Here is a 19,055-nt window from a genome sequence, read left to right on the forward strand (position 1 = left end):
TGCCCTGTGGATGAATGCTACGGAGGGTAGAGGACTGACCCGCCGGGCTGAACGGGCCGGAATTCAGGACGCGAACAACCTGCCCTGTGCGCTCCGTAGTCGTTCTCCGAGAACCTGCTGGTCGGCGGGTGTGAAGGCGATCCTCGGCTCGCCACTCCCCGGTACCTCTTCGGTCAGCCACCGGCCCTCGGTCGTATCGATGTAGTTCACCGGGCGTTCGATCCGCTGCCGCGCGCCACTCCGGCCGCGGGCCGCGACGTAGAGGCTTCCACTCCCCAAACGGCGTAACGCGAGGATGCGGCGAAGCTCGTCGGCTTCCTGGCTCCCGGTGCTCTGGCGTCCGCTGCGAAGCACCTCGAAGCCCTCGTCCTGCGCCGTCGACGACGAGCGCGGAGCCTCGACCTGACTCTTCGGGACGGCGATCGGACGGCCGCGTCCCGGCGCGAGCTTCGGGATCTGGTCGAGGAACTCGGTGAGCAGCTCTTCGGGCCGTACGGAGGCCAGCGCGACGCCGTCGTGCTCGCTGTGCCGGGCGAGCACGAAACCCTCGCCGCCGGCGCTCCCCGCGAGCACGCTGAAGCTCAGCGCCTTGCCCTCGAACCCGCCGTCGACCCAGCCGTAGTACTCCAGCGTCGGCCTGGCGATCGCTTCGAGCGTCGCCTTGAAACCTGGGTGCAGTCCTCGCGCGCCGAAGAGACCCTGGCTCGCCAGTTCCTCGTTGGTCCGCTCGTCTTCGGCCCGCTGCGCGTCCTCGTCGTACCAAGTGGGGGTTTCCGACAGGATCGTGTGCGGTTCGCCGCCTCGGCGGTGGATCAGCGTGATGAGGGTGCCGGTCGTGATCGTGACCTGTTTGTCCAGCACCGGAACTGCCCCCTAGTCGTTCTGTTCGTCCAGCCCGGAACAAGACAAGCCGGGCGCGGCCCCAATCTTGGCACGCGCCCGGCCCGCTCGTGACTACTAGTCCTTCATCGGTGAACCCGCGACCGCGATCGACGTCGGCAGGGCGCGTGTTGGCACTCCCAGTCACCTTTCGCGGTGCAGGCGCCCGGACACCGCGATAGCGGGGCCTGCGGCCGGGGCGGGTTCACGCCTGTGGCCGTATGCCGCCATAGCCGCAGCTCCGCCCCCAACTCACTCACCGATCACCGGCGGTGCGGTGAGTTCGTCGGTTCCGAAGATCTCGTTGGGGTCGTCGCCGACGAGGAACTTGGAGCTGCGCTCCTCGTCTTCGCCGCCCTTGCCCCTGGCGCCACCGGCTCCCATACCGCCCATGCCGCCCATCATGCCGCCGGCGCCGCGGCCCGCTCCGGAACCGGAGCCACCGGCGCCACCGCCCATACCTGCGCCACCCATGGCACCCGCGTTGCCGGGCAGGGCAGCGCCACTTCCGCCACCGGGGCCGAAGCCGCCACCAGGACCGAAGCCGCCGTCCGGGCCGAAGCCGCCCGCACCGGGGATGTCGGTGCCGCCGAAGCCGCCACCGGCGCCTCCACCGCCACCACCCGGGCCGAAGCCACCGGCGCCGGGGATCTTCGGCGGGGTGTAGCCGGACGCGTTCGTCCCGTCGTCCCAGGACGGCGGTTTGTAGTTGCTGCCGGGGATGTTCGGGTTGTACTGCCCGCCGGGCAGGTTCGAACCCGGCAGGTTCGATCCCGGCAGGTTCGATCCCGGCAGATTGCTGCCCGGAAGGTTCGATCCCGGCGTGCCGATACCCGGCATGTTCGAACCGGGGATGTTCGGGCTGGGGACACTCGGCATCCCGCCGGGCGGCATCGAACCGGGCGGCGTCGAGATGCCCGGCATGCCGTTGTTCCCGTTCCGGTCGCCCTGACCGCCGCCGTCCTTGTCCTTGTCGTCGCCCTTGCCGCCGCCGTTGACGTCGACGTTCGTGTTCTGCCCCTCCATCTTGCTGTAGGTGGGCAGCTTCTTGCCGTTCTCGGAACTGGCCTTGAAGTACTCGTTGAACGCGTCGACGTTCGCTTGACCCTTTTGGTTGTAGTCCCGGATCGCGCGGTCGGTGTCGGTGGTCCACGGGGTGATGGAGTTGAGCAGGTTGTTCTTCGGCGGGTCCTTCGGGACCTGCTGCACCTTCGCCTTCACCGTGGTGAAGGCGGTGTTCTGCTCACCGAGGTACTTGTCGGAGTCCACCAGCTTCTTGCCGGAGTCCTCCATCCACGTCCGCAGCGGATGCGCACCCGACTGCTGCGCGGCTTCGGCGCTCTTACCGGTCCAGGCGGCGTCCATCTCCTTCGACAGGTTGTCGATGGTGGTCAGCCTGTCCTGGTAGCCGGCCTTGAGCCGGGTCGCCGCGGACTGGCCCTCCTGGATCGACCCGGTACCCGGACCGGTGACGATCTTCTCCCAGATGTTGTAGCAGTCGATCTTGCGATCGCCGCCGGACGCTTCGAAGTCGCCGGATTTCGTGGTCGCCAGGTTGTAGGCCGAATACCCGGCGATGATCGGCAGCAGGAACACGCGTCAGCCCTCCTTCAACGTCTCGATCATCGCTTCCCCCACTTTGAGCGCGACCGGGCACGGATCACTCGCGCCGGGTCCGTTGTCGTACTGCACCAGGATGTTCACGGACAGCTGGTCGGTCACGCCGACGAACAGACCGCATTTGCCGTTCTTGCGGTGGTCGAGCGACGCGGCGTACACCGCCGGGTAGCCCGCGACCTCGGTCGGCTCGAAGTACTCGTTGTTGGCCTTCGTGTCGTAGACGTCGCTCAGGCCGTTCTTGTTCGCGAGCACCGGGCTGATCTCGATCTGGTTCAGCTTGTCGTCGGCGGCGAAGATCGAGCAGCCGGGCCCGACGCTCGTGGTCCGCTGCTCGCCTTCGCCGAGACCGAGCTCGGTCCGCTTCGCCGCGGAAAGCGCCGAACAGGCGTCGCTCTCGATCGACGAGGTCTTCAACGGGTTCGACACCTTGGGCGCGGAGCCGGACGAACCGCTCGACGCGCTCGGGGCACCGGCCCCGGTCGTGTAGGACGGCTCCGAAGAGGCGGTGCCGTTCTTGGTGCCCGAACAGCCGGCGACCAGCGCGCCCGCGGCCAGGAGGAGAACGAGGGAACGTCGCATCACACGGCCTTGTGCTTGTTGAGCGAAGCCTGCGTTTCGGCCTCGTTCGTGGCGATCTTCTGCTTGGCGGCGGTCAGCTGGTCGATGTAGTTCTTGACGTAGTCCTGCATCTTCTGGTTCTGCTCCAGGAACGCCTTGCCCGACGGGTTGGCCAGCTTCTCCCAGTCGCCGCTCGCGAACTCCTTGCCGGGCGCCTTGACGTTCGCCATCAGGTTCGCGTCGGCGTAGTCCCGCTTGAGCTCGGCCTGCAGATCCGTCCACTTCTTGATGATGCCGTCGATCTTGTCCTTGTCGAAGGTGAACCCGCCGCCACCTCCGCCAGACGCCGGCTTGTCCGGGTTGGCCGGTGCGGACACCGTGACCTTCTCCTGCCGGTTCTGCTCGGCGTTGCTGTCGTAAGCCATGCGTCCAGATCTCCCCGTGCCTCGACGTCGAGTCTCGATAATGCCTTGATCCCCAGTCAAGCTTAAGACGTGGCCCGAAGGGGTGGGGTTCCCCGTAAAACAAAGGGCGGGACACCTCCGGAATGGAGACGTCCCGCCCTTTGTCGAAGCGGTGTTACTTGGCCTTGACCTCGAGCCGCACGTCGACGCGGACGTCGGGGTGCAGACGGGCGCCGACCGAGTGCTTGCCCACGGTCTTGATGTGGTCCTTCAGCTCGATGACGCGCTTGTCGAGCAGCGGGCCACCCGCGGCCTTGATCGCGTCCACGATCTCGGCGGTGGTGATCGAACCGAAGAGCTTCTTCGAGCCCTCGGCCGCCTTGCCGCTCAGCTGGATGGCGCCGAGGCCCTCCAGGGTCGCCTTGATCTCCTTGGCGTGGTCGAGGTCGCGGATGCGACGGCTCTCCTGCGCCCGCTTGATCGTGCGCACGTTCTTCTCCGCGCCCTTGGTGGCCACGATGGCGTAGCCGCGGGGGAGCAGGTAGTTGCGTGCGTAGCCGTCCTTGACCTCGACGATGTCGCCGGGCCCACCGAGGTTGGCGACGTCGGTGGTGAGAATGATCTTCGCCATTGACGTGCCTCCTTAGCGCGCGGTCGAGGTGTAGGGCAGCAGCGCCATTTCGCGGGAGTTCTTGACCGCGATGGCGATGTCACGCTGGTGCTGGCTGCAGTTGCCGGTCACACGACGGGCACGGATCTTCCCGCGGTCGGAGATGTACTTCCGAAGCAGGTTGGTGTCCTTGTAGTCGATGTTCTCCGGGCGGCCCTTCTTCTCGGCCTTGCAGAACACGCAGACCTTCTTCTTGGGCTTGCGGATGGGTGGCTTGGCCACGGTATTACTCCTGAATTTCTACGTAGTGGTTGTCTCGAGGCGTCTCGCGGAGCTCGCGCCCGCGGTGGATCGCCTGATCAGAAGGGCGGCTCGTCGGAGAAACCGCCGCCACCGCCGCCACCGGCGGGCGGGGCGGAACCCCACGGGTCGTCGGCGGGCGGGCCGGACTGGCCGCCACCGCCGCCACCACCGAAGCCGCCGCCACCGCCACCGGTGCCACGGCTGACCTTGTTCACCTTGGCGGTGGCGTAGCGCAGCGACGGGCCGATCTCATCGACCTCGAGCTCGACGACGGTGCGCTTCTCGCCTTCCTTGGTCTCGAAAGACCGCTGCTTGAGGCGCCCCTGCACGACGACTCGCGCGCCACGCGTCAGCGACTCGGCGACGTTCTCGGCCGCCTGACGCCAGATGTTGCAGCGCAGGAACAGGGCCTCGCCGTCCTTCCACTCACCGGACTGACGGTCCAGCGTGCGCGGGGTGGACGCGACGGTGAAGTTCGCGACCGCCGCACCGGAAGGGGTGAAGCGAAGCTCCGGGTCGGACGTGAGGTTGCCGATCACCGTGATGACGGTGTCTCCAGCCATCGGGAAAGTCCTTCGGCTCAGGCCTTGGCGGCGGCGGTCGCGGCGCGCTTGATCTCGCGGCGCATGACCTTGGTGCGGAGCACGGTCTCCTGCAGCGAGAGCTGACGGTCCAGCTCCTTGACCGCTTCCGAAGTCGAGTTCAGGTCGAGCAGCGCGTAGATGCCCTCGGCGTGCTTCTTGATCTCGTAGGACAGCCGGCGACGGCCCCAGACGTCGACCTTCTCGACGCTTCCGCCCGAAGTGCGGATCACGTTGAGGAAGTTGTCCAGGGTCGGGGCCACCGTACGCTCGTCGAGCGTGGGGTCCAGGATGACCATTACCTCGTAATGGCGTGACACAACCACTCACCTCCTATGGGCTCGCGGCCACGGACTGTCCGTGGCAGGAGGGTTTGTCCAGGTAAGCGTACCTGGCGGTCAGGAGACGCGGCGCAGGACCCAGGTGCGGACCAGCGCGGCGGTCACGCCGGCGAGCACGAGCACCGCGAGCAGCATCGGCAGCTGGACGTCGCCGCCCGGCATGCCGTCGGTCGCGAGCGCTTCGGCGTTGCCCGCGTTGCGGACGTCCGGCCCCGGGCCGGCCTGGCCGTCGGTGCCGTACTGCGGGGCACCCTCGCCCGGGAGCGGGCTGTTGGCCGGGTAGCGCACGCCCGGCGCCACCGCGACACCCGGCTGCGCGACCGGCAGGTTGCCGTAGTCGCGCGGCGGGGCGTAGCCGGTGCCGTTGCTGCCGCCGGGCAGCAGGCTCGGCGAGGCCGGGAGGCCGTTGGTGCCGCCGCCGTTGCCGCCCTGCTGCGGGCCGGTGGTGCCCGGCGTCGGCAGGGTGGGCGCGACGTAGTTCGTGGCGACCGTGGTCAGGCCGCAGCTGCCGGCGACCTTGTGCTCGATGGAGTCGAGGGTCTTCTCGGGGTTGAGCCCGAGGCCCCAGGACTTGGTGTCCTTGACCGCCTGCCGTACGGCCGTGCCGATCGCCTTGCCGTCGACCGAACCGCCCGCGGCGTTCGGGACCGCGCCGACGCTGATGGTGTTGACCTTCGCGATGTCGTTCGCGGCGACGTCGTACAGCGCCAGCGTGCCCGCTTCCCGCGCGCCCGCCCGCACCAGTTCCTTGACCGAGGTGCCGGTGATCGCGACGGTGTCGCCCATCCCGCCGTTCACGGTGCCGCTGCACGCGTTCGCCAGCGTGGTGCCCGCCGCCGAGGCGGTACCCGCCGTCAGGAGCGCGCCACCGGTGACCAGGGTCGCGAGTGCGGTGACGGTGAGCGCCTTGCGGGTGGTCTGCCAGATGGTGGTCTTCCGCACGGGCGCGATCCTCCGGGTCGGTGGGGGCGTGAAGCAGTGCATGAGGAATCACTGCAACGGGGATAACGAGGGAGTGACCAGAAAGATACTAGTGGGTATTGGGAGCGCAGCTCCTCCGTTGAGGGCGGCGGCGGGGGCATGGATGGAGGTAGGACTAACTTGTAGCGGCCATTCGGCGGAGGACCCAGGTGCGCACGAGGCCCGCACTGACTCCGGAGAGTGCCAAAACGGCGATCAGCAGCGGCAGTTTCCCGTCCTGAGTGAATCCGTCGCTCACACTCGGTAGCGCTTCGGCCTGTCCCGCATTCTGGACGTCCGGGTTGCCGGCCTGGTTTTCGGTCGCGATGCCGAACTGCGGCGCGTAACCCGGGATCTGGCCGCCGTACCGGAGGCCGGGCGACGGGCTGAAGAGACCGGCCGTCGCCATCGGGATGGAGCTGTAGTCGCGCATCGGGGCGTAGCCTGTGCTGATGCCCCACGGCAGGCCGCCGAAATTCGGGGTGAAGGTGCCGGGCAGGAGCGGGCTGTTCGCCGCGGGGATGCCGGCCGCCGGAGCGCCGCCTTGCGCGGGAGCGCCCGGCCCGCCGGTCTGCGGTCCGCCGCTACCGGGCGTGCCGGGAGCGGGCTTCCCTGGCTGGGGCTGGGTTCCGGGGGCGGGCTGGCCGCCGCCGGTCAAGGCCTGGGTGGTGCCGGAGACCGCGCCGTTCAGCGCTTCCGCGGCGGGTGCGCCGACCACCGGGACCGGCGCGACGACGGTGTTCACCACGGTCACCGTCACCTTGCAGACCGTGCCGAGCAGCGCGTTGATCGTGCCCGTGAGCACCCCGGAGACCGACCCGGCCTGGCCGAGGTTGAGCGGGATGCCGAGCAACGGGGTCTTGCCGAGGATCGTGTCGCCGGTCTTCGCGGTCACCGAGCCACCGCAGGTGGCGGTCTTGGTCTCCGCGGCGGCGGCCTGGCCGGGCATGGCGAGGGCGGCCGAGCCCGCGAGAATGAAGGCCGACGCACCCAGGGCGGTCGCCCTCCGTGTCCGTTCGCGCATGCCTTCGACTCCTCCGTCGTCGGGGTCACCTACCCGGATAACGACGCTAATGGAGACAAGTAACGCCCGCTCACTCGAAGAGGTCAGGCATTCGAGTGGAAGCGGGCGTCACTGACGGTGAAGATCAGGCGGGCTTACCCCGCAGCCAGGCGCGGACGAGCGCCGCGGCGACGACGGCCAGCGCCAGCACCGCGAGCAGCAGCGGCAGCTTCGCCGGGGTGACCGGCGCCTGGACGGCCTGCGCGTTGCCGGTGTCCTTCTCGTCGACGGTGGGCGGAGGCACCTCGCCGGGGATGATCTCGGTGATCACCGGCGCCTGGACGAAGCTGCCGGGGAGCAGCGCCGCGTTGCTGATCAGGCCGGCGATCGAGTCGCCGCCGATACCGGTGGAGGAACCCGGGGCGGTCTCGACCGGGAGTTCGCTGCCCGGACCGCCGGGCTGACCCGGCCCCGGCTTCGGGGGCTCAGGCTTGGGAGGTTCGGGCTTCGGCGGTTTGGGGATTTCCGGGACTCCCGGAACTTCTTCGACCACGCCCTGAGTCAGGTTCCCGACCGCGTTCACCGCGCCCTGCGCCGGGGTGCAGACACCCTGCGCGACGAGGTCGCCTGCCGCGTTGTCGGTGAGACCGGTCGTCTTGACGAGATCCCCGACCGGCAAGGAGAGAAGGGGCTTCCGGCCCTCGGCGGTCTTGGCCTTCGAATCGAGACCGACCGTCAGCACCTCGGACGACCCGAGCGGCGCGCCCACGTCGGCGGTGAGGCCGTTGCCGGACTTTCCGTTCTGCAGCGTCGATCCGCAATCACCGGAAAGGGTCGGGCTCGGTTCCTCGGCGGCCGTCGCGGTCATCGGGAACGCGAGTCCGGCCGTGACCGAAAGCGCGAATCCCCAAGCCGTGATCCGCCCGGCAGTCTTCCCCATCGAGTTCGTCCTCCGCCCCTCAAAGACCCACGCGGTTTAACGGAACGCGCTCACGCTACCCCACGAGCGTGACCATCCGGTCCGCGACGGCGAAAAACCCGCGAGGGTAACTCCGCCTTCCTCCCCACCACCGCCCTCAACGGAGGAGCTTCGCTCCGCGTAGATTCCTTCAACATGAAAATCGGTGCCCATGTCCGCGACGACGATCCCCTCTCCGCGGTCGCCGAACGCGACGCCGAGGTCCTTCAGTTCTTCCTTTCCGACCCGCAGGGCTGGAAAGCTCCCAAACCCCACCCGCACGGCGAAGCGATCAAGGAATCGCCGGTCGAGGTGTTCATCCACTCGCCGTACCTGATCAACGTGGCGTCGATGAACAACCGCATCCGCATCCCGTCACGGAAGAACGTCACCCAGCACGCGAACGGCGCCGCCGAAATCGGCGCGAAAGGGCTCGTCGTGCACGGCGGCCACGTCGGTGCGGGCGCGGACGTCGAAGAGGGCCTCGTCAACTGGCGCAAGCTTTTCGAGCGGGAACAGGAAAAGGGCGGTTTCGCCGTGCCGATCCTGATCGAGAACACCGCGGGCGGCGACAACGCGATGACCCGCGACCTCGACACGATCGCCCGGCTCTGGGACAAGGTCGGCGAATTCGGCGCGGGTTTCTGTTTCGACACCTGTCACGCGTACGCGGCGGGCTGGGATCTGACCGAGGCGGTCAAGAAGGTCAAGGCCATCACCGGCCGGATCGACCTGGTGCACCTCAACAACTCGCGTGACGAGTTCGGTTCCACGCGGGACCGGCACGCCAACGTCGTCGGCGGCGACGGCACGATCGATCCCGAGGTGCTGGCCGCCGTCGCGGCCGAAGCGGGTGCGCCCGTGGTCGTCGAGACCCCGGCCGACGGGCAGGCCGCGGACATCGCCTTCGTCCGGGAGCGCGTCGCGTCCGCCTAGCGTCACGTTGGTCGTGAGCCGAGGGGCTACCCGCGCGGGAGAGCGTTCCCTCTCCAGCGGGAGGGCCGGGCGCGCCGATCGAGGAAGGCTCGAATCCAGCCGGGAAACACCCGGTACTGGAGGGAAAGCCATGAAGCTCAAGGCCAAGATCGCCGCCGTCGCAGTGCTCGCCGTCGCCGCGGGAACGCTGGGGGCGACCCACGCGACGGCGGCCCAGGCCCCGCCGTCCGGCTCGGTCGTCCTCGGGTCGGCGGGCGGTCCGCTGACGTTTCCCGGCTACGAAGGCGATCCGGTCCGGTTCGACTTCGCGGCCTTCGGCGATCCCGGGAAGTCCTCCGGCCGGTTCCACGTGAATCATCTGACCAAGGACGGAAAGCCGTTCGCCGATTTCGAAGGCAAGGTCGACTGCGTCTCGCGTGACGGCGACCTCGCGATCCTGACCGGCGTGATCGAACGCGCCGACATCCCCGCGCTCCCGGTGAACCTGGTCGGGCGCCGGGTCGGTTTCTCGGTACGGGACGTGCCGGGCGGGCACGACCGGATCGGCTGGAGCTGGGCCGTCGGCGGCTTCGATCAGGACGTCGTGCGCTGCACGGCCCCGATCCCGTTCTTCGAAACGAGCACGGGCGGCTACCTCGTGCGGTGAATCGGCTTGACCCTCTCGCCACGGGAGGGTCGAGTCTTGGCCGCATGAAGAATCGGACCGTGTACCGGGCGGAGGACGGCGAGCACGTCGGCTACGTCGTCCCCGCGCCGGAAACCCGTTGGCAGGCACTGACCGTTTTCGGCTACCCGCTCGGCGGGCCCGCCGCCTTCGACGACTCCGTCGCGTTGCTGGAGGCGGAAGGCCTGGCCATCCTCGCCGAGTGCTGGTCGGTCAGGCACGGCGAAGACTGGTTCACCTGCAGGCTGGTCGAAACCTCGCCCGAAGCCGTCGTCGTGCGGATCGAAGACTTCGGGGCCGAGGACTTCGGCAAGCACATCAGGCTCGAACGTCCTGGGCCTGAGGTGTTGAAGCGGGCTTGACCGCGCGTAGGTCGGGGGCGCCGTCGAGGAATCCGCCGATCGGATCGTCGTCCCCGGCGGCGCGGACCGGGTCTTTGCGTGGCTGGTGGATGTCGCGGATCACCAGCGCGCAAAGGCCGACCACCGCCAGGTCGCGGACCACGACGGCGCCCAGGAACCAGTCCTGGGGCAGGCCTTTGTTGTCGACGCCGAGGTAGTACATCATCCGCGGCGCCCACACCAGCGCGTCGAGGATCATCCAGCCGAGCAGCAGCCGCCAGCGCGGGATCGCGAGCACCGCCAGCGGGACCAGCCAGAGCGAGTACTGCGGGCTCCACACCTTGTTGGTCAGCAGGAACGCGGCCACCACGAGGAACGCGAGCTGGCCGAGCCGCGGACGGCGCGGCGCCTTCAGCGTGACGTAGCCGATGCCGGCGCAGGCGGCGAGGAACAGCACCGCGACGACGGCGTTGAGCACGACCGGTGTTTCGCCCGTGGCGAGTTTCCCGTCGAAACCGGCCCAGCCGGAAAGATGGGAGATCACGTTGTAGAGCGAGTCCGGGTCCATCGGACGTGCCGTGTTGAGCCGGAAGAACTCCCACCAGCCGGTCGGCGCGGCGAGCGCGAACGGGACGTTGACCACGACGAACGTCGCCACGGCGAGCCCGGCGGCGAGCGCCCACTGTTTGACCTTGCCCGCGCGCAGGCACAGGAAGAGCAACGGGATGAGCAGGAGCAGCGGATACAGCTTCGCCGCCGCGCCGAGCCCGAGCAGGAAGCCCGCGATCTCGGGCCGTCGCCGCGCCCACGCGAGCAGCGCGGTCGCGGTGAACGCGGTCGCGATGGCGTCGAAGTTGGTGAAGACGTGCACCAGCACCAGCGGCGAGATCGCGACCAGCGCGGCGTCCCACGGGCGGCGTTTCAGCGATCGGCCGGTCGCCCACACCGTGACCAGCCAGGCCAGCGCGAGCCACAGAGCCGAGATGTTGAAGTAGACGGCCACCGGGAGCGCGCCGGGCAGCCAGCCCGCTTCCGCGACCGAGAGCCAGGCTTCGGTGAGCTTCGCGTTGATCCACTGGAACAGCCCGGTCGCCACCGGGTACTCCATGTACCGCGTGGTCTCCTTCGCCGTTCCCGCGTTTTCGGTCCACGAAGTCACGTACGGGAAGGTGTCGGAGTTGTTCAGCCGCTCGGAGCTGTAGAGCGGGATGATGTCCGAGTAGCACATCGCGACGAACGGGCGGCCCGCCCGCCAGTCGAGCTGATGGGTGCCGGAGTCGTCGGTGTACTGCTGGATGCACGACGCCTTGCCGAACCACGAGAGCACCAGCGCGAGGCAGGCCAGCAGCAGCCCGACCCGCTGCGGCGACCAGAACCAGTGCCGCCCCACGGCCGCGTGCTCGCCGAGCGGGCCGCCGATCGGGCGGGTGGCCGCGGCCACGAGCGGTTCGTTCCAGCTCGGGATGACCCGCTCGCCGGGGGTGAGGGAGAGCGGAGCCTCGGGCTGGGTCGTCTGGTCGGACACGTGGCGGATGTTAGCGCCTATCCGGGTGACCACCCGGTGATGTCGCCGCTCTCGTAGAACCCGGCCAGCACCTCCGCCGCCGCGCCGAACGCCACTACGTCGTCGCCCATCTCGTCGAGGTCGACCTGGATCCGTTGCCAGTGCGGCAAAGGCAGGAGCTCCCGCAGTCGCGCCGCGACGGTGTCGCGGTACACCTCGGGTGCCGCGCGGACCGAACGTCCGGTCAGCACGACACGTTCGAGGTCGAGCACCTGGACGAGGTCGGCGAGCCCGATCGCCAGCAGGCCCGCCGCCTCTTCCGTGGTCGCCGCCGCGTTGTGCAGCACCTCCACGCAGCCACGACGGCCGCACGCGCAGCGCGGTCCGTCGAAGGCGAGCGTCGTATGCCCGAACTCGCCGGCGTTGGTCCGCGGCCCGCGGTACAGCCTGCCGTCGATCAGCAGGCCGACACCGATCCCGGTGCCGACGAGCACGACGGCGGTCGCGGCCTGGTCGCCCTCCGGCCAGTGTTGCGCGAAGGCGGCGGCGTTGGTGTTCTTGTCGAGCCGCACGGGCAGCCCGGTGCGTTTCGCGAGCAGGTCGCGCAGGGGCACTTGGTGCCAGCCGGGCATGTTCGTGGCGTCCCGGACCACTCCTTCGTGGTGATCGAGCGGGCCGACGCTGCCGACGCCGAGGCCGAGAACACCCTCGACGCCGTCGGTTAGCGCTTCGGTTGCGTCGCCGAGGGCGGAAACGGCCTGGTCGGGGGTGAATCCGGGGGCCAGCGGCCCGCCGCGCGACGCGATGATCTTCCCGGTCAGGTCGGTCATGACCACCCGGTAGGAGTCCCGGTCGAGCTGGGCGCCGAGCGCGTGCCGGGCGTTCGCGCGGACGCGCAGCAGGGTGCGTGGCTTGCCGACACCCGACGCGGGCTGGCGTTCTTCGTCCAGCAGGCCGGCTTCGAGCAGTTCGGGGACGATCTTCGAGACGGCCTGCTGGGTGAGCCGGGTGCGCTCGGCGAGTTCGACGCGGCTGAGGCCGCCCGCGCGCAGGATGTGCGTGAGCAGCAGTGTCCGATTGTGCTGGCGCAGGCCGCGCAGATTGACCCCGGTCTCCGGCATAGCGCGCATCCTGTCATGACTGGCTGATTACGCAACACTGTTGTTTAATGGGGTCATGGCTGACTTGCGAGTGGGGATCTTCGGATACGGCACCGGCGGACGCGTCTTCCACGCGCCGCTGGTCGACGCGACACCGGGGCTGACCCCGGCCGCCATCGTCACCTCGAACCCGGACCGGGTCGCGCAGGCACGCGCCGACCACCCGGCCGCCGACGTGCTGCCGGACGCGGACGCGTTGTTCGCGAAGGCCGGCGAGCTGGACTTGGTCGTCGTCAGCACGCCGAACCGCACGCACGTCCCGCTCGCGCTCCAGGCGATCGAGGCGGGTCTGCCTGTCGTCGTCGACAAGCCCTTCGCGCCGACGGCGGCTGAAGCGGCGAAGGTCGTCGAAGCCGCCAAGGCCAAGGGCGTCGGACTGACGGTGTTCCAGAACCGCCGGTTCGACTCGGACTTCCTCACTGTCCGGAAGGTCCTCGAAACCGGCCGTCTCGGCGACGTCTTCCGCTTCGAGTCACGCTACGACCGCTGGGTGCCGAAGCCGCGGGACAACTGGCGCGAGTTCGGCGACCCCGCCGAGGCGGGCGGGCTCCTCTACGACCTCGGCGCGCATATCGTCGACCAGGCGCTGCAGCTGTTCGGCCCGGTTTCCGAGGTCTACGCGGAGGTCGACAGGCGCCGCGCCGGGGTGTCGGTCGACGACGACGCCTTCGTCGCGCTTCGGCACACCAATGGCGTGCGTTCGCATCTGTGGGCGTCCGCGCTCGCGGGCACCCGGAACCCGCGATTCCGCGTGCTCGGCGACAAGGCGACCTTCACCAAGTACGGCCTCGACGTCCAGGAGCCGCAGATCAAGGACGGCCTGCGGCCCGGCGACCCCGGCTGGGGCGTCGAACCGGAGTCGGACGCCGGCGTGCTCGGCGTGAACGACGACGTCGAGACCGTGCCCACCGAGGTCGGCCGCTACGAGGACTTCTACGCGCAGGTGCGCGACGCGCTGCTCGGCAAGGGCGGCTTCCCGGTCGATCCCGCCTCCGCCGTCGAGACGCTCCGGGTCATCGAAGCCGCCCACCTCGCGGGTGCCGAACGGCGCGTCGTCACCATCTAGCTATTCGGTATCGCCTCTGCCGCCCCGGCCTGGCGGGCCTCCGTTGCCGCCCTCTTCGTTGTTCTCACTGGACGAAGGCGGGTTCTTCGAGCTCGAAGGCGGATCCTCTTCGTTCCGCGAAGACGAAGATCCGGTCGACGGACCCGTCGACGGCGTGCCGGTCTCGGTCGAACCCTCGTCGTCGTCCGGCGGGGTCTGCGTCGACGGGACGGTGTTGCTGTCGTCCCCGCCGATGATCTTGACCTTGTCGAAGCGCTCCCCCGGTTTCCCGTTCAGGTACAGGGAAAGGAACTTCTGCCAGATCGGCCCGGCGATCGTCGAACCGAAGATCGACTTGCCGTTCTTGCCCTTCAGCGCCTTGTCACCGTCGCCACCGACCCACACCGCGGCCGAGATCGACGGCGTGTAGCCGACCATCCAGGTCTGCGAGTTGGCGTCCTTGGCCGACGCGGGCTCGCCCTGCCGATAGGTGTGCTGCTGGGTCCCGGTCTTGCCGGCGCACTCGTGGTTGTTGGGGCACTTGAGCTTCGAGAACGGGATGACACCCTTGAGCGACTCGGTGACGTTGCCGGCGATCTGCTTGCTCTTGTCGGAGTCGTCGGCGAACGCCGGCTTCGCCTCTTCCGGAGCCGAGTACGCCGCCTCGTCCTGCGAGTTGGTCACCTTGACGATGAAATGCTTGTCCCGGCGCTGGCCGTCGCCCGCGAAGGTGGCGTACGCGGCGGCCATGTCCTCCGGAGTGATGACCGTCTTGCCACCGCCGAGCGCGATGTTGTTGTCGGCGAACAGTTCGGAGCTGCCGTCCGGGGCGGGTTTCACCCCGGCGTCCTTGGCGGCCTGTGCCACCGGCCCGGGTTTGGTCACGTTCACGACCATGTCGTAGAACACCGTGTTGGCCGACCGCTGCATCGCCTCGGACACCGTGCACTGCTGCGAACAGGTGCTGCCGGGACCGGCGTTCCGGATCGTCTGCTTCCCGAACTGCCGGTTGTTGGAGCCGTCGAACGTCGAGTTGATGCCACCCTTGCCGAGCTGCATGTACGCGGTGAGGTCGAACGGCTTCATCGACGACCCGGGGTTCTGCGGCGTGTTCGCCCAGTCGCGGCCCTTCTGGTCCTTGCCGTTGGGCCCCTTCACGATGGACGGGCCACCGTAGTACGCCTTCACACCGCCGGTCTTGGGGTCGATCGCGACGAGCGCGTTGAGCAGGTTCTCGTCGGTCTGGCCCTTCATCCCGTCGGCGACCGCCTGCTCGGCCGCGGCCTGCGCCTTCGGGTCGATGGTCGTGTAGACCTTGTAGCCGCCCCGGTAGTAGACGTCGTCGGTGATGCCGTTCGCGGCGAGCTCTTCCTTGACCTTGTCGCGGATGAACGGGTTGACCACCCCGGCCTGCTGCTTGTCCTCCTGCGGGATCGGCGTCGGGAACTGCAGGTTCGCGCGGTCGGCGGCGGAGAGGAAACCGTTCTGCACCATACGGTTCAGCGCGACGGTCCAGCGTTCGTTCGCGACCTTCGGGTTCTCCGAGCGGCCCGGCTGCTGGATGAGGCCCGCGAGCAGTGCCGCCTCGGAGGCGTTGAGTTCGCCCGCGGGCTTGCCGAAGAACGACTGCGCGGCCGACTCGATGCCGTACGCGCCGCGCCCGAAGTAGATGATGTTCAGGTACGCCGTGATGATGTCCTTCTTCTCGTACGTCTGGTTCATCTTGAAGGACTTGGCGAGTTCGGTCCATTTGCGCGCGAGCGACGATTCGTCGTCCCCGCTGGCGACCTTGATGTACTGCTGGGAGATGGTCGAACCACCGCCCTTGCCCGCGGTCACCTGGTTGTAGACCGCGCGCAGGATGCCGCCGATGTCGAAGCCCGAGTTGGTCTCGAAGGAGGCGTCCTCGGTGGCGATGACGGCCTTCTTGACGATGTCCGGGATCTGCTCCGGCGTCAGGATGTGCCGGTTGCCGCCCTTGGGGACGTCCTTGCCCATCTCGGTGTTGTCGGCGTAGTAGTACGTCACCGCCTGGCCCTGCGTGGCCGCGACGGACTGCGGCGACGGCACGTCGACGGCGAAGTAGGTGATCACGAACGCGATCGCCGGGATGACGACGAAGAGGCAGAACAGCGCGAGCAGCACCCGCCGGATGCGTCTCCACCGGCGCTTCTTGCGCTGGGCCGGGGTGAGGATCGGCTTCCCGTTCTCGTCGGTCTCCGGGCCGTACTGCTCATCGTCGTACGGCTCGTCGTAGCCGCGGTCGGCGGTGCCGTTGTGCTCGTGATGCGTGATGAGGTCCGGTTCGTGCTGCGGCGCGACCGGCGGCCGCTGCGGACGACGCGGGGGCGGCGGCTGCTGCTGGGACGGACCCTGGCGCTGCCACGGCGCTTGCCCCTGCGGGCCGGGACCCGGGCGCTGCCCGTATCCCGGGGGCGGACCGGCGGGACGACGGGGCGGTCCGGCCGGGCGTTGCGGACGACGGGCGGGGTCAGGGTCCTGACCTGGCCATCCGCCGTGGGGATCGTCGTTCACTGGGACGTCCTCCGAACCTTCCGTGGGTGAGCGCGGTCCTGCGGTCGCAGGTCTCCTTCTACTAAAGACGTATCGGATCGGTTCAGGTTCACCGATGCCACGAAAAAAGGTGTGCCGGGCGAGTGCCCGGCACACCTTTCGTCACGTGCTCAGCCCGATCGTCACGGATCTTCGCCGTTCGGGAACAACGGATCCGAAGTCCCCGGCCCCGGCCTCGTCCAGCTCGGCTTCGTGGGCTTGGTCGGTTTCGTCGGCTCCGTCTCCGTCGGCTCGGTGGGAGTCGTCGGCGTCGGGGTGGTCGTCGGCGTCTCGGTCGGCGTCGACGTCTCCGGCGGCTTCTGCGCCGTCGTCGTCGGCACGGAACGCGCGTCCTTGCCGATCGGCTTGACGCTCTCGAACTTCTCCGACGGCTTCCCGGTCATGTACCGGGACATGAAGTCTTCCCAGATCGGGCCGGCGATGGTCCGGCCGTAGACCGGCTTGTTGTTCTTGTCGTGCAGCGGCTTGTTGCCGTCGCCGCCGACCCACACCGCGGTCGAGATGCTCGGCGTGTAGCCGACCATCCAGGTCTGGGCGTTGCGATCGCGATAGCTCGCCGGGTCGCTGTCCTTGAAGTCGTACTGCTGCGTCCCGGTCTTGCCCGCGCACTCGTGCCCCTTCGGGCACTTGAGCTTCGAGTACGGGATGACCTCTTCGAGCGCGTCGGTGACGTTGCCGGCGATCTGCTTGCTCTTGGCGGCGTCGTCGCTGAAGGCGGGAGCGCCCTTGGGGGCGGTCTCGTCGAACTCGACCTCGTCCTGGGAGTTGGTCAGCTTCGCGACGAAGTGCTGCTTCTGCCGGACGCCTTCACCGGCGAAGGTGGCGAAGCCGGCCGCCATGTCCTCCGCGGTGGTGACCGTGCCACCACCGCCGAGCGCGATGTTGATGTCGGGGCTCAGCTTCGCCTTGCCGCCGTCGGCCTCCACCATCACGCCGGCTTCCTTCGCGGCCTTCGCCACCGGGTCGATCTTCGTCTCGTTGCGGACCATGTCGTAGAACACGGTGTTCGCGGAGACCTTCATCGCCTCGGCGACCGTGCACTGCGGCCCGCAGTTGGAGCTCTCGCCCGCGTTCCGGATCGTGCGGCCGTCGAACTTCCGGTTGTTGGAACCGTCGAAGGTCTCGCCGAGGCCCTTGCCCATCTTGAGGAAGGCGGTCAGGTCGAAGGCCTTGAACGCCGAACCGGGGTTGTGCGGCACGTTCGCCCAGTCCATCGCCTGGACGTCCTGGCCCTGCGCGTTCTTCGTCCAGTCCGGGCCGCCCCAGTACGCGACCACGCCGCCGGTCTTGGGATCGACCGCGACCAGCGCGTTCAGGATGTTCTCGTCCGTCTGGCCCTTCATCCCCTCGGCGACGGACTCCTCGGCCATCTTCTGCGCCTTGGGGTCGATCGTCGTGGTGATCTTGTAGCCGCCCTGGTGCAGCCGGTCCTGGTCGTAGCCGCGCGCTTCGAGCTCGTCGATCACGCGGTTGCGGATGTGCAGGCTCAGCGTCCCGGCGTCGTCGGCCTTCGCCTGCGCCTTCGGGATCGGCTTCGGGAAGGTCGCGGTGGCGCGCGCACCCGGGTCGAGCCACTTGTTCGCCACCATCTGGTCCATCACGAAGGTCCACCGCCTGGTGGCGTAGGCCTCGTTCTCGGACTTGCTCGGGCCCTGGATCAGGCCGGCGAGCAGGGCGGCCTCGGACGCGCCGAGTTCCTTGGCCGGCTTCTTGAAGTAGGCCTGCGCGGCCGCTTCGATGCCGTTCGCGCCGCGACCGAAGTAGATGGTGTTGAGGTAGGCGGTGATGATCTCCTCTTTGGACATCTGGTTGTTCATCTTGAAGGATTTGGCCAGCTCGGTCCATTTACGGGTGAGCGTCGGCGCCTCGTTGGCCGTGGCCTTCTTGATGTACTGCTGGGAGATCGTCGAACCGCCGCCCTGGCCGCCGGTGACGTTGTTGTAGACCGCGCGCAGGATGCCGCCGACGTCGAAACCGGAGTTGGTCTCGAACGACGAGTCCTCGGCCGCGTACACGGCCTTCTTGACCACCTCCGGGACGTCGCCCGGCTGCAGAAGGTACCGGCTTCCGCCGCTGGCGGGCGCGATCTTGCCCATCGGGCTGCCGTCCGAGTACATCAGCGTGATCGGCTGGCTCTGCAGGCTCGCGACGCTTTCCTGCGACGGGACGTCCACCAGGAAGTAGGTGATGACGAACGCGATCGCGGGCACCACGACGAAGAGGCCGAACATCGCGTAGAGGACCCGGCGGATGATCCGCCAGCGACGCTTCTTGCGCTGCTTCGGCGTGAGGACCTTCTTCTTGCCGTCTTCTCCGTCTTCGGAGGGCTCGTCGCCATAGGCGTCTTCGCCCTCGGCGCCGAGCGCGGTGCTTTCGTGACGATCGTCATAGCGATCGTCGTACGGGTCGTACCCGTACGGGTCTTCGGTGCCGTTGTGCGCGTGATGCGTGATGAGCTCGGGCTCGCGCTCGTACGGTTCCGGCTCGACCGGCCGGACCATCGCGGTCGCCTGGTCGGCCGGGGCCGGAGGACGGCGGTTGCCGGGCGGGGGCGGCGGCGGGCGGTGCCCGGCGGCACCCTGACGGGACCGCTGGTCACCGGCAGGGCCTCGCG

Annotated in this window: 19 protein-coding genes; 4 read left to right on the forward strand and 15 right to left on the reverse strand. The window is 68.7% G+C overall.

Annotated features, from left to right (window positions below; all coding sequences use genetic code 11):
• Nucleotides 1-63: 63 nt before the first annotated feature.
• The 11 genes from ACSMFO_RS35775 to ACSMFO_RS35825 form a co-directional block, all read right to left on the reverse strand.
• Nucleotides 64-861, reverse strand: a complete 798-nt coding sequence (locus ACSMFO_RS35775; RefSeq protein WP_436462036.1) for an ESX secretion-associated protein EspG — start codon at nucleotides 859-861, stop codon at nucleotides 64-66.
• A 270-nt stretch (nucleotides 862-1,131) separates the two neighbouring features.
• Nucleotides 1,132-2,475, reverse strand: a complete 1,344-nt coding sequence (locus ACSMFO_RS35780; protein WP_436462037.1) for a hypothetical protein — start codon at nucleotides 2,473-2,475, stop codon at nucleotides 1,132-1,134.
• Nucleotides 2,476-2,478: 3 nt separating this feature from the next.
• Nucleotides 2,479-3,078 (reverse strand): DUF3558 domain-containing protein, encoded by a 600-nt coding sequence (locus tag ACSMFO_RS35785; RefSeq protein WP_436462038.1) that lies wholly within the window; start codon nucleotides 3,076-3,078, stop codon nucleotides 2,479-2,481.
• Entirely contained in the window at nucleotides 3,078-3,482 is a 405-nt protein-coding gene (locus tag ACSMFO_RS35790; RefSeq protein WP_016338290.1) for a hypothetical protein, read from the reverse strand. The genes ACSMFO_RS35785 and ACSMFO_RS35790 overlap by 1 nt, the downstream gene beginning before the upstream one ends.
• A 154-nt stretch (nucleotides 3,483-3,636) precedes the next feature.
• Entirely contained in the window at nucleotides 3,637-4,092 is a 456-nt protein-coding gene (gene rplI / locus ACSMFO_RS35795; RefSeq protein WP_005168124.1) for a 50S ribosomal protein L9, read from the reverse strand.
• Nucleotides 4,093-4,104: 12 nt separating this feature from the next.
• Complete coding sequence (rpsR, locus tag ACSMFO_RS35800) at nucleotides 4,105-4,353, reverse strand: 30S ribosomal protein S18 (RefSeq protein ID WP_005168122.1); 249 nt, start codon at nucleotides 4,351-4,353, stop codon at nucleotides 4,105-4,107.
• 77 nt (nucleotides 4,354-4,430) lie between these two features.
• Nucleotides 4,431-4,937 (reverse strand): single-stranded DNA-binding protein, encoded by a 507-nt coding sequence (locus ACSMFO_RS35805; protein WP_007032318.1) that lies wholly within the window; start codon nucleotides 4,935-4,937, stop codon nucleotides 4,431-4,433.
• A gap of 17 nt (nucleotides 4,938-4,954) precedes the next feature.
• Nucleotides 4,955-5,275: a 30S ribosomal protein S6 gene (gene rpsF / locus ACSMFO_RS35810; RefSeq protein WP_016338288.1), complete on the reverse strand. Its 321-nt coding sequence runs from the start codon at nucleotides 5,273-5,275 to the stop codon at nucleotides 4,955-4,957.
• Between the two features lie 78 nt (nucleotides 5,276-5,353).
• The gene (locus ACSMFO_RS35815; protein ID WP_436462039.1) at nucleotides 5,354-6,238 is read right to left on the reverse strand and encodes a hypothetical protein; all 885 of its coding nucleotides are present in this window, start codon (nucleotides 6,236-6,238) and stop codon (nucleotides 5,354-5,356) included.
• A gap of 154 nt (nucleotides 6,239-6,392) precedes the next feature.
• Complete coding sequence (locus ACSMFO_RS35820; RefSeq protein WP_436462040.1) at nucleotides 6,393-7,280, reverse strand: hypothetical protein; 888 nt, start codon at nucleotides 7,278-7,280, stop codon at nucleotides 6,393-6,395.
• 124 nt (nucleotides 7,281-7,404) lie between these two features.
• Nucleotides 7,405-8,199, reverse strand: coding sequence for a hypothetical protein (locus tag ACSMFO_RS35825; protein ID WP_436462041.1), 795 nt, complete (start codon nucleotides 8,197-8,199; stop codon nucleotides 7,405-7,407).
• A gap of 174 nt (nucleotides 8,200-8,373) precedes the next feature.
• Here ACSMFO_RS35825 and ACSMFO_RS35830 point away from each other — a divergent pair, with 174 nt between their 5' ends.
• The 3 genes from ACSMFO_RS35830 to ACSMFO_RS35840 all read left to right on the forward strand — a co-directional run bounded on the left by ACSMFO_RS35830 (nucleotide 8,374) and on the right by ACSMFO_RS35840 (nucleotide 10,179).
• Nucleotides 8,374-9,153 carry a deoxyribonuclease IV gene (locus ACSMFO_RS35830; RefSeq protein WP_436462042.1) on the forward strand — a complete coding sequence of 260 codons (780 nt, stop codon included), beginning with the start codon at nucleotides 8,374-8,376 and terminating at the stop codon, nucleotides 9,151-9,153.
• Nucleotides 9,154-9,283: 130 nt separating this feature from the next.
• Nucleotides 9,284-9,799, forward strand: coding sequence for a hypothetical protein (locus ACSMFO_RS35835; protein WP_436462043.1), 516 nt, complete (start codon nucleotides 9,284-9,286; stop codon nucleotides 9,797-9,799).
• Between the two features lie 44 nt (nucleotides 9,800-9,843).
• Nucleotides 9,844-10,179 carry a hypothetical protein gene (locus ACSMFO_RS35840; RefSeq protein WP_436462044.1) on the forward strand — a complete coding sequence of 112 codons (336 nt, stop codon included), beginning with the start codon at nucleotides 9,844-9,846 and terminating at the stop codon, nucleotides 10,177-10,179.
• Here ACSMFO_RS35840 and ACSMFO_RS35845 read toward each other — a convergent pair.
• Nucleotides 10,136-11,683 (reverse strand): glycosyltransferase family 87 protein, encoded by a 1,548-nt coding sequence (locus ACSMFO_RS35845; protein WP_038521910.1) that lies wholly within the window; start codon nucleotides 11,681-11,683, stop codon nucleotides 10,136-10,138. The genes ACSMFO_RS35840 and ACSMFO_RS35845 overlap by 44 nt on opposite strands.
• 17 nt (nucleotides 11,684-11,700) lie before the next feature.
• Entirely contained in the window at nucleotides 11,701-12,783 is a 1,083-nt protein-coding gene (locus tag ACSMFO_RS35850) for an ROK family transcriptional regulator (protein WP_436462045.1), read from the reverse strand.
• Nucleotides 12,784-12,838: 55 nt separating this feature from the next.
• On the opposite strand from ACSMFO_RS35850, the gene ACSMFO_RS35855 reads away from it, so the two are divergent.
• Nucleotides 12,839-13,888 carry a Gfo/Idh/MocA family oxidoreductase gene (locus ACSMFO_RS35855; RefSeq protein ID WP_436462046.1) on the forward strand — a complete coding sequence of 350 codons (1,050 nt, stop codon included), beginning with the start codon at nucleotides 12,839-12,841 and terminating at the stop codon, nucleotides 13,886-13,888.
• Here the strand turns inward: ACSMFO_RS35855 and ACSMFO_RS35860 are convergent, their stop codons facing one another.
• Both ACSMFO_RS35860 and ACSMFO_RS35865 read right to left on the reverse strand, forming a co-directional pair.
• Nucleotides 13,889-16,402, reverse strand: coding sequence for a transglycosylase domain-containing protein (locus ACSMFO_RS35860; RefSeq protein WP_436462047.1), 2,514 nt, complete (start codon nucleotides 16,400-16,402; stop codon nucleotides 13,889-13,891).
• Between the two features lie 161 nt (nucleotides 16,403-16,563).
• Nucleotides 16,564-18,942: a transglycosylase domain-containing protein gene (locus ACSMFO_RS35865; RefSeq protein ID WP_436462050.1), complete on the reverse strand. Its 2,379-nt coding sequence runs from the start codon at nucleotides 18,940-18,942 to the stop codon at nucleotides 16,564-16,566.
• Between the last annotated feature and the right edge of the window lie 113 nt (nucleotides 18,943-19,055).

It is taken from the genome of Amycolatopsis sp. w19, from assembly GCF_051373225.1.
Classification (GTDB): Bacteria; Actinomycetota; Actinomycetes; order Mycobacteriales; family Pseudonocardiaceae; genus Amycolatopsis; species Amycolatopsis japonica.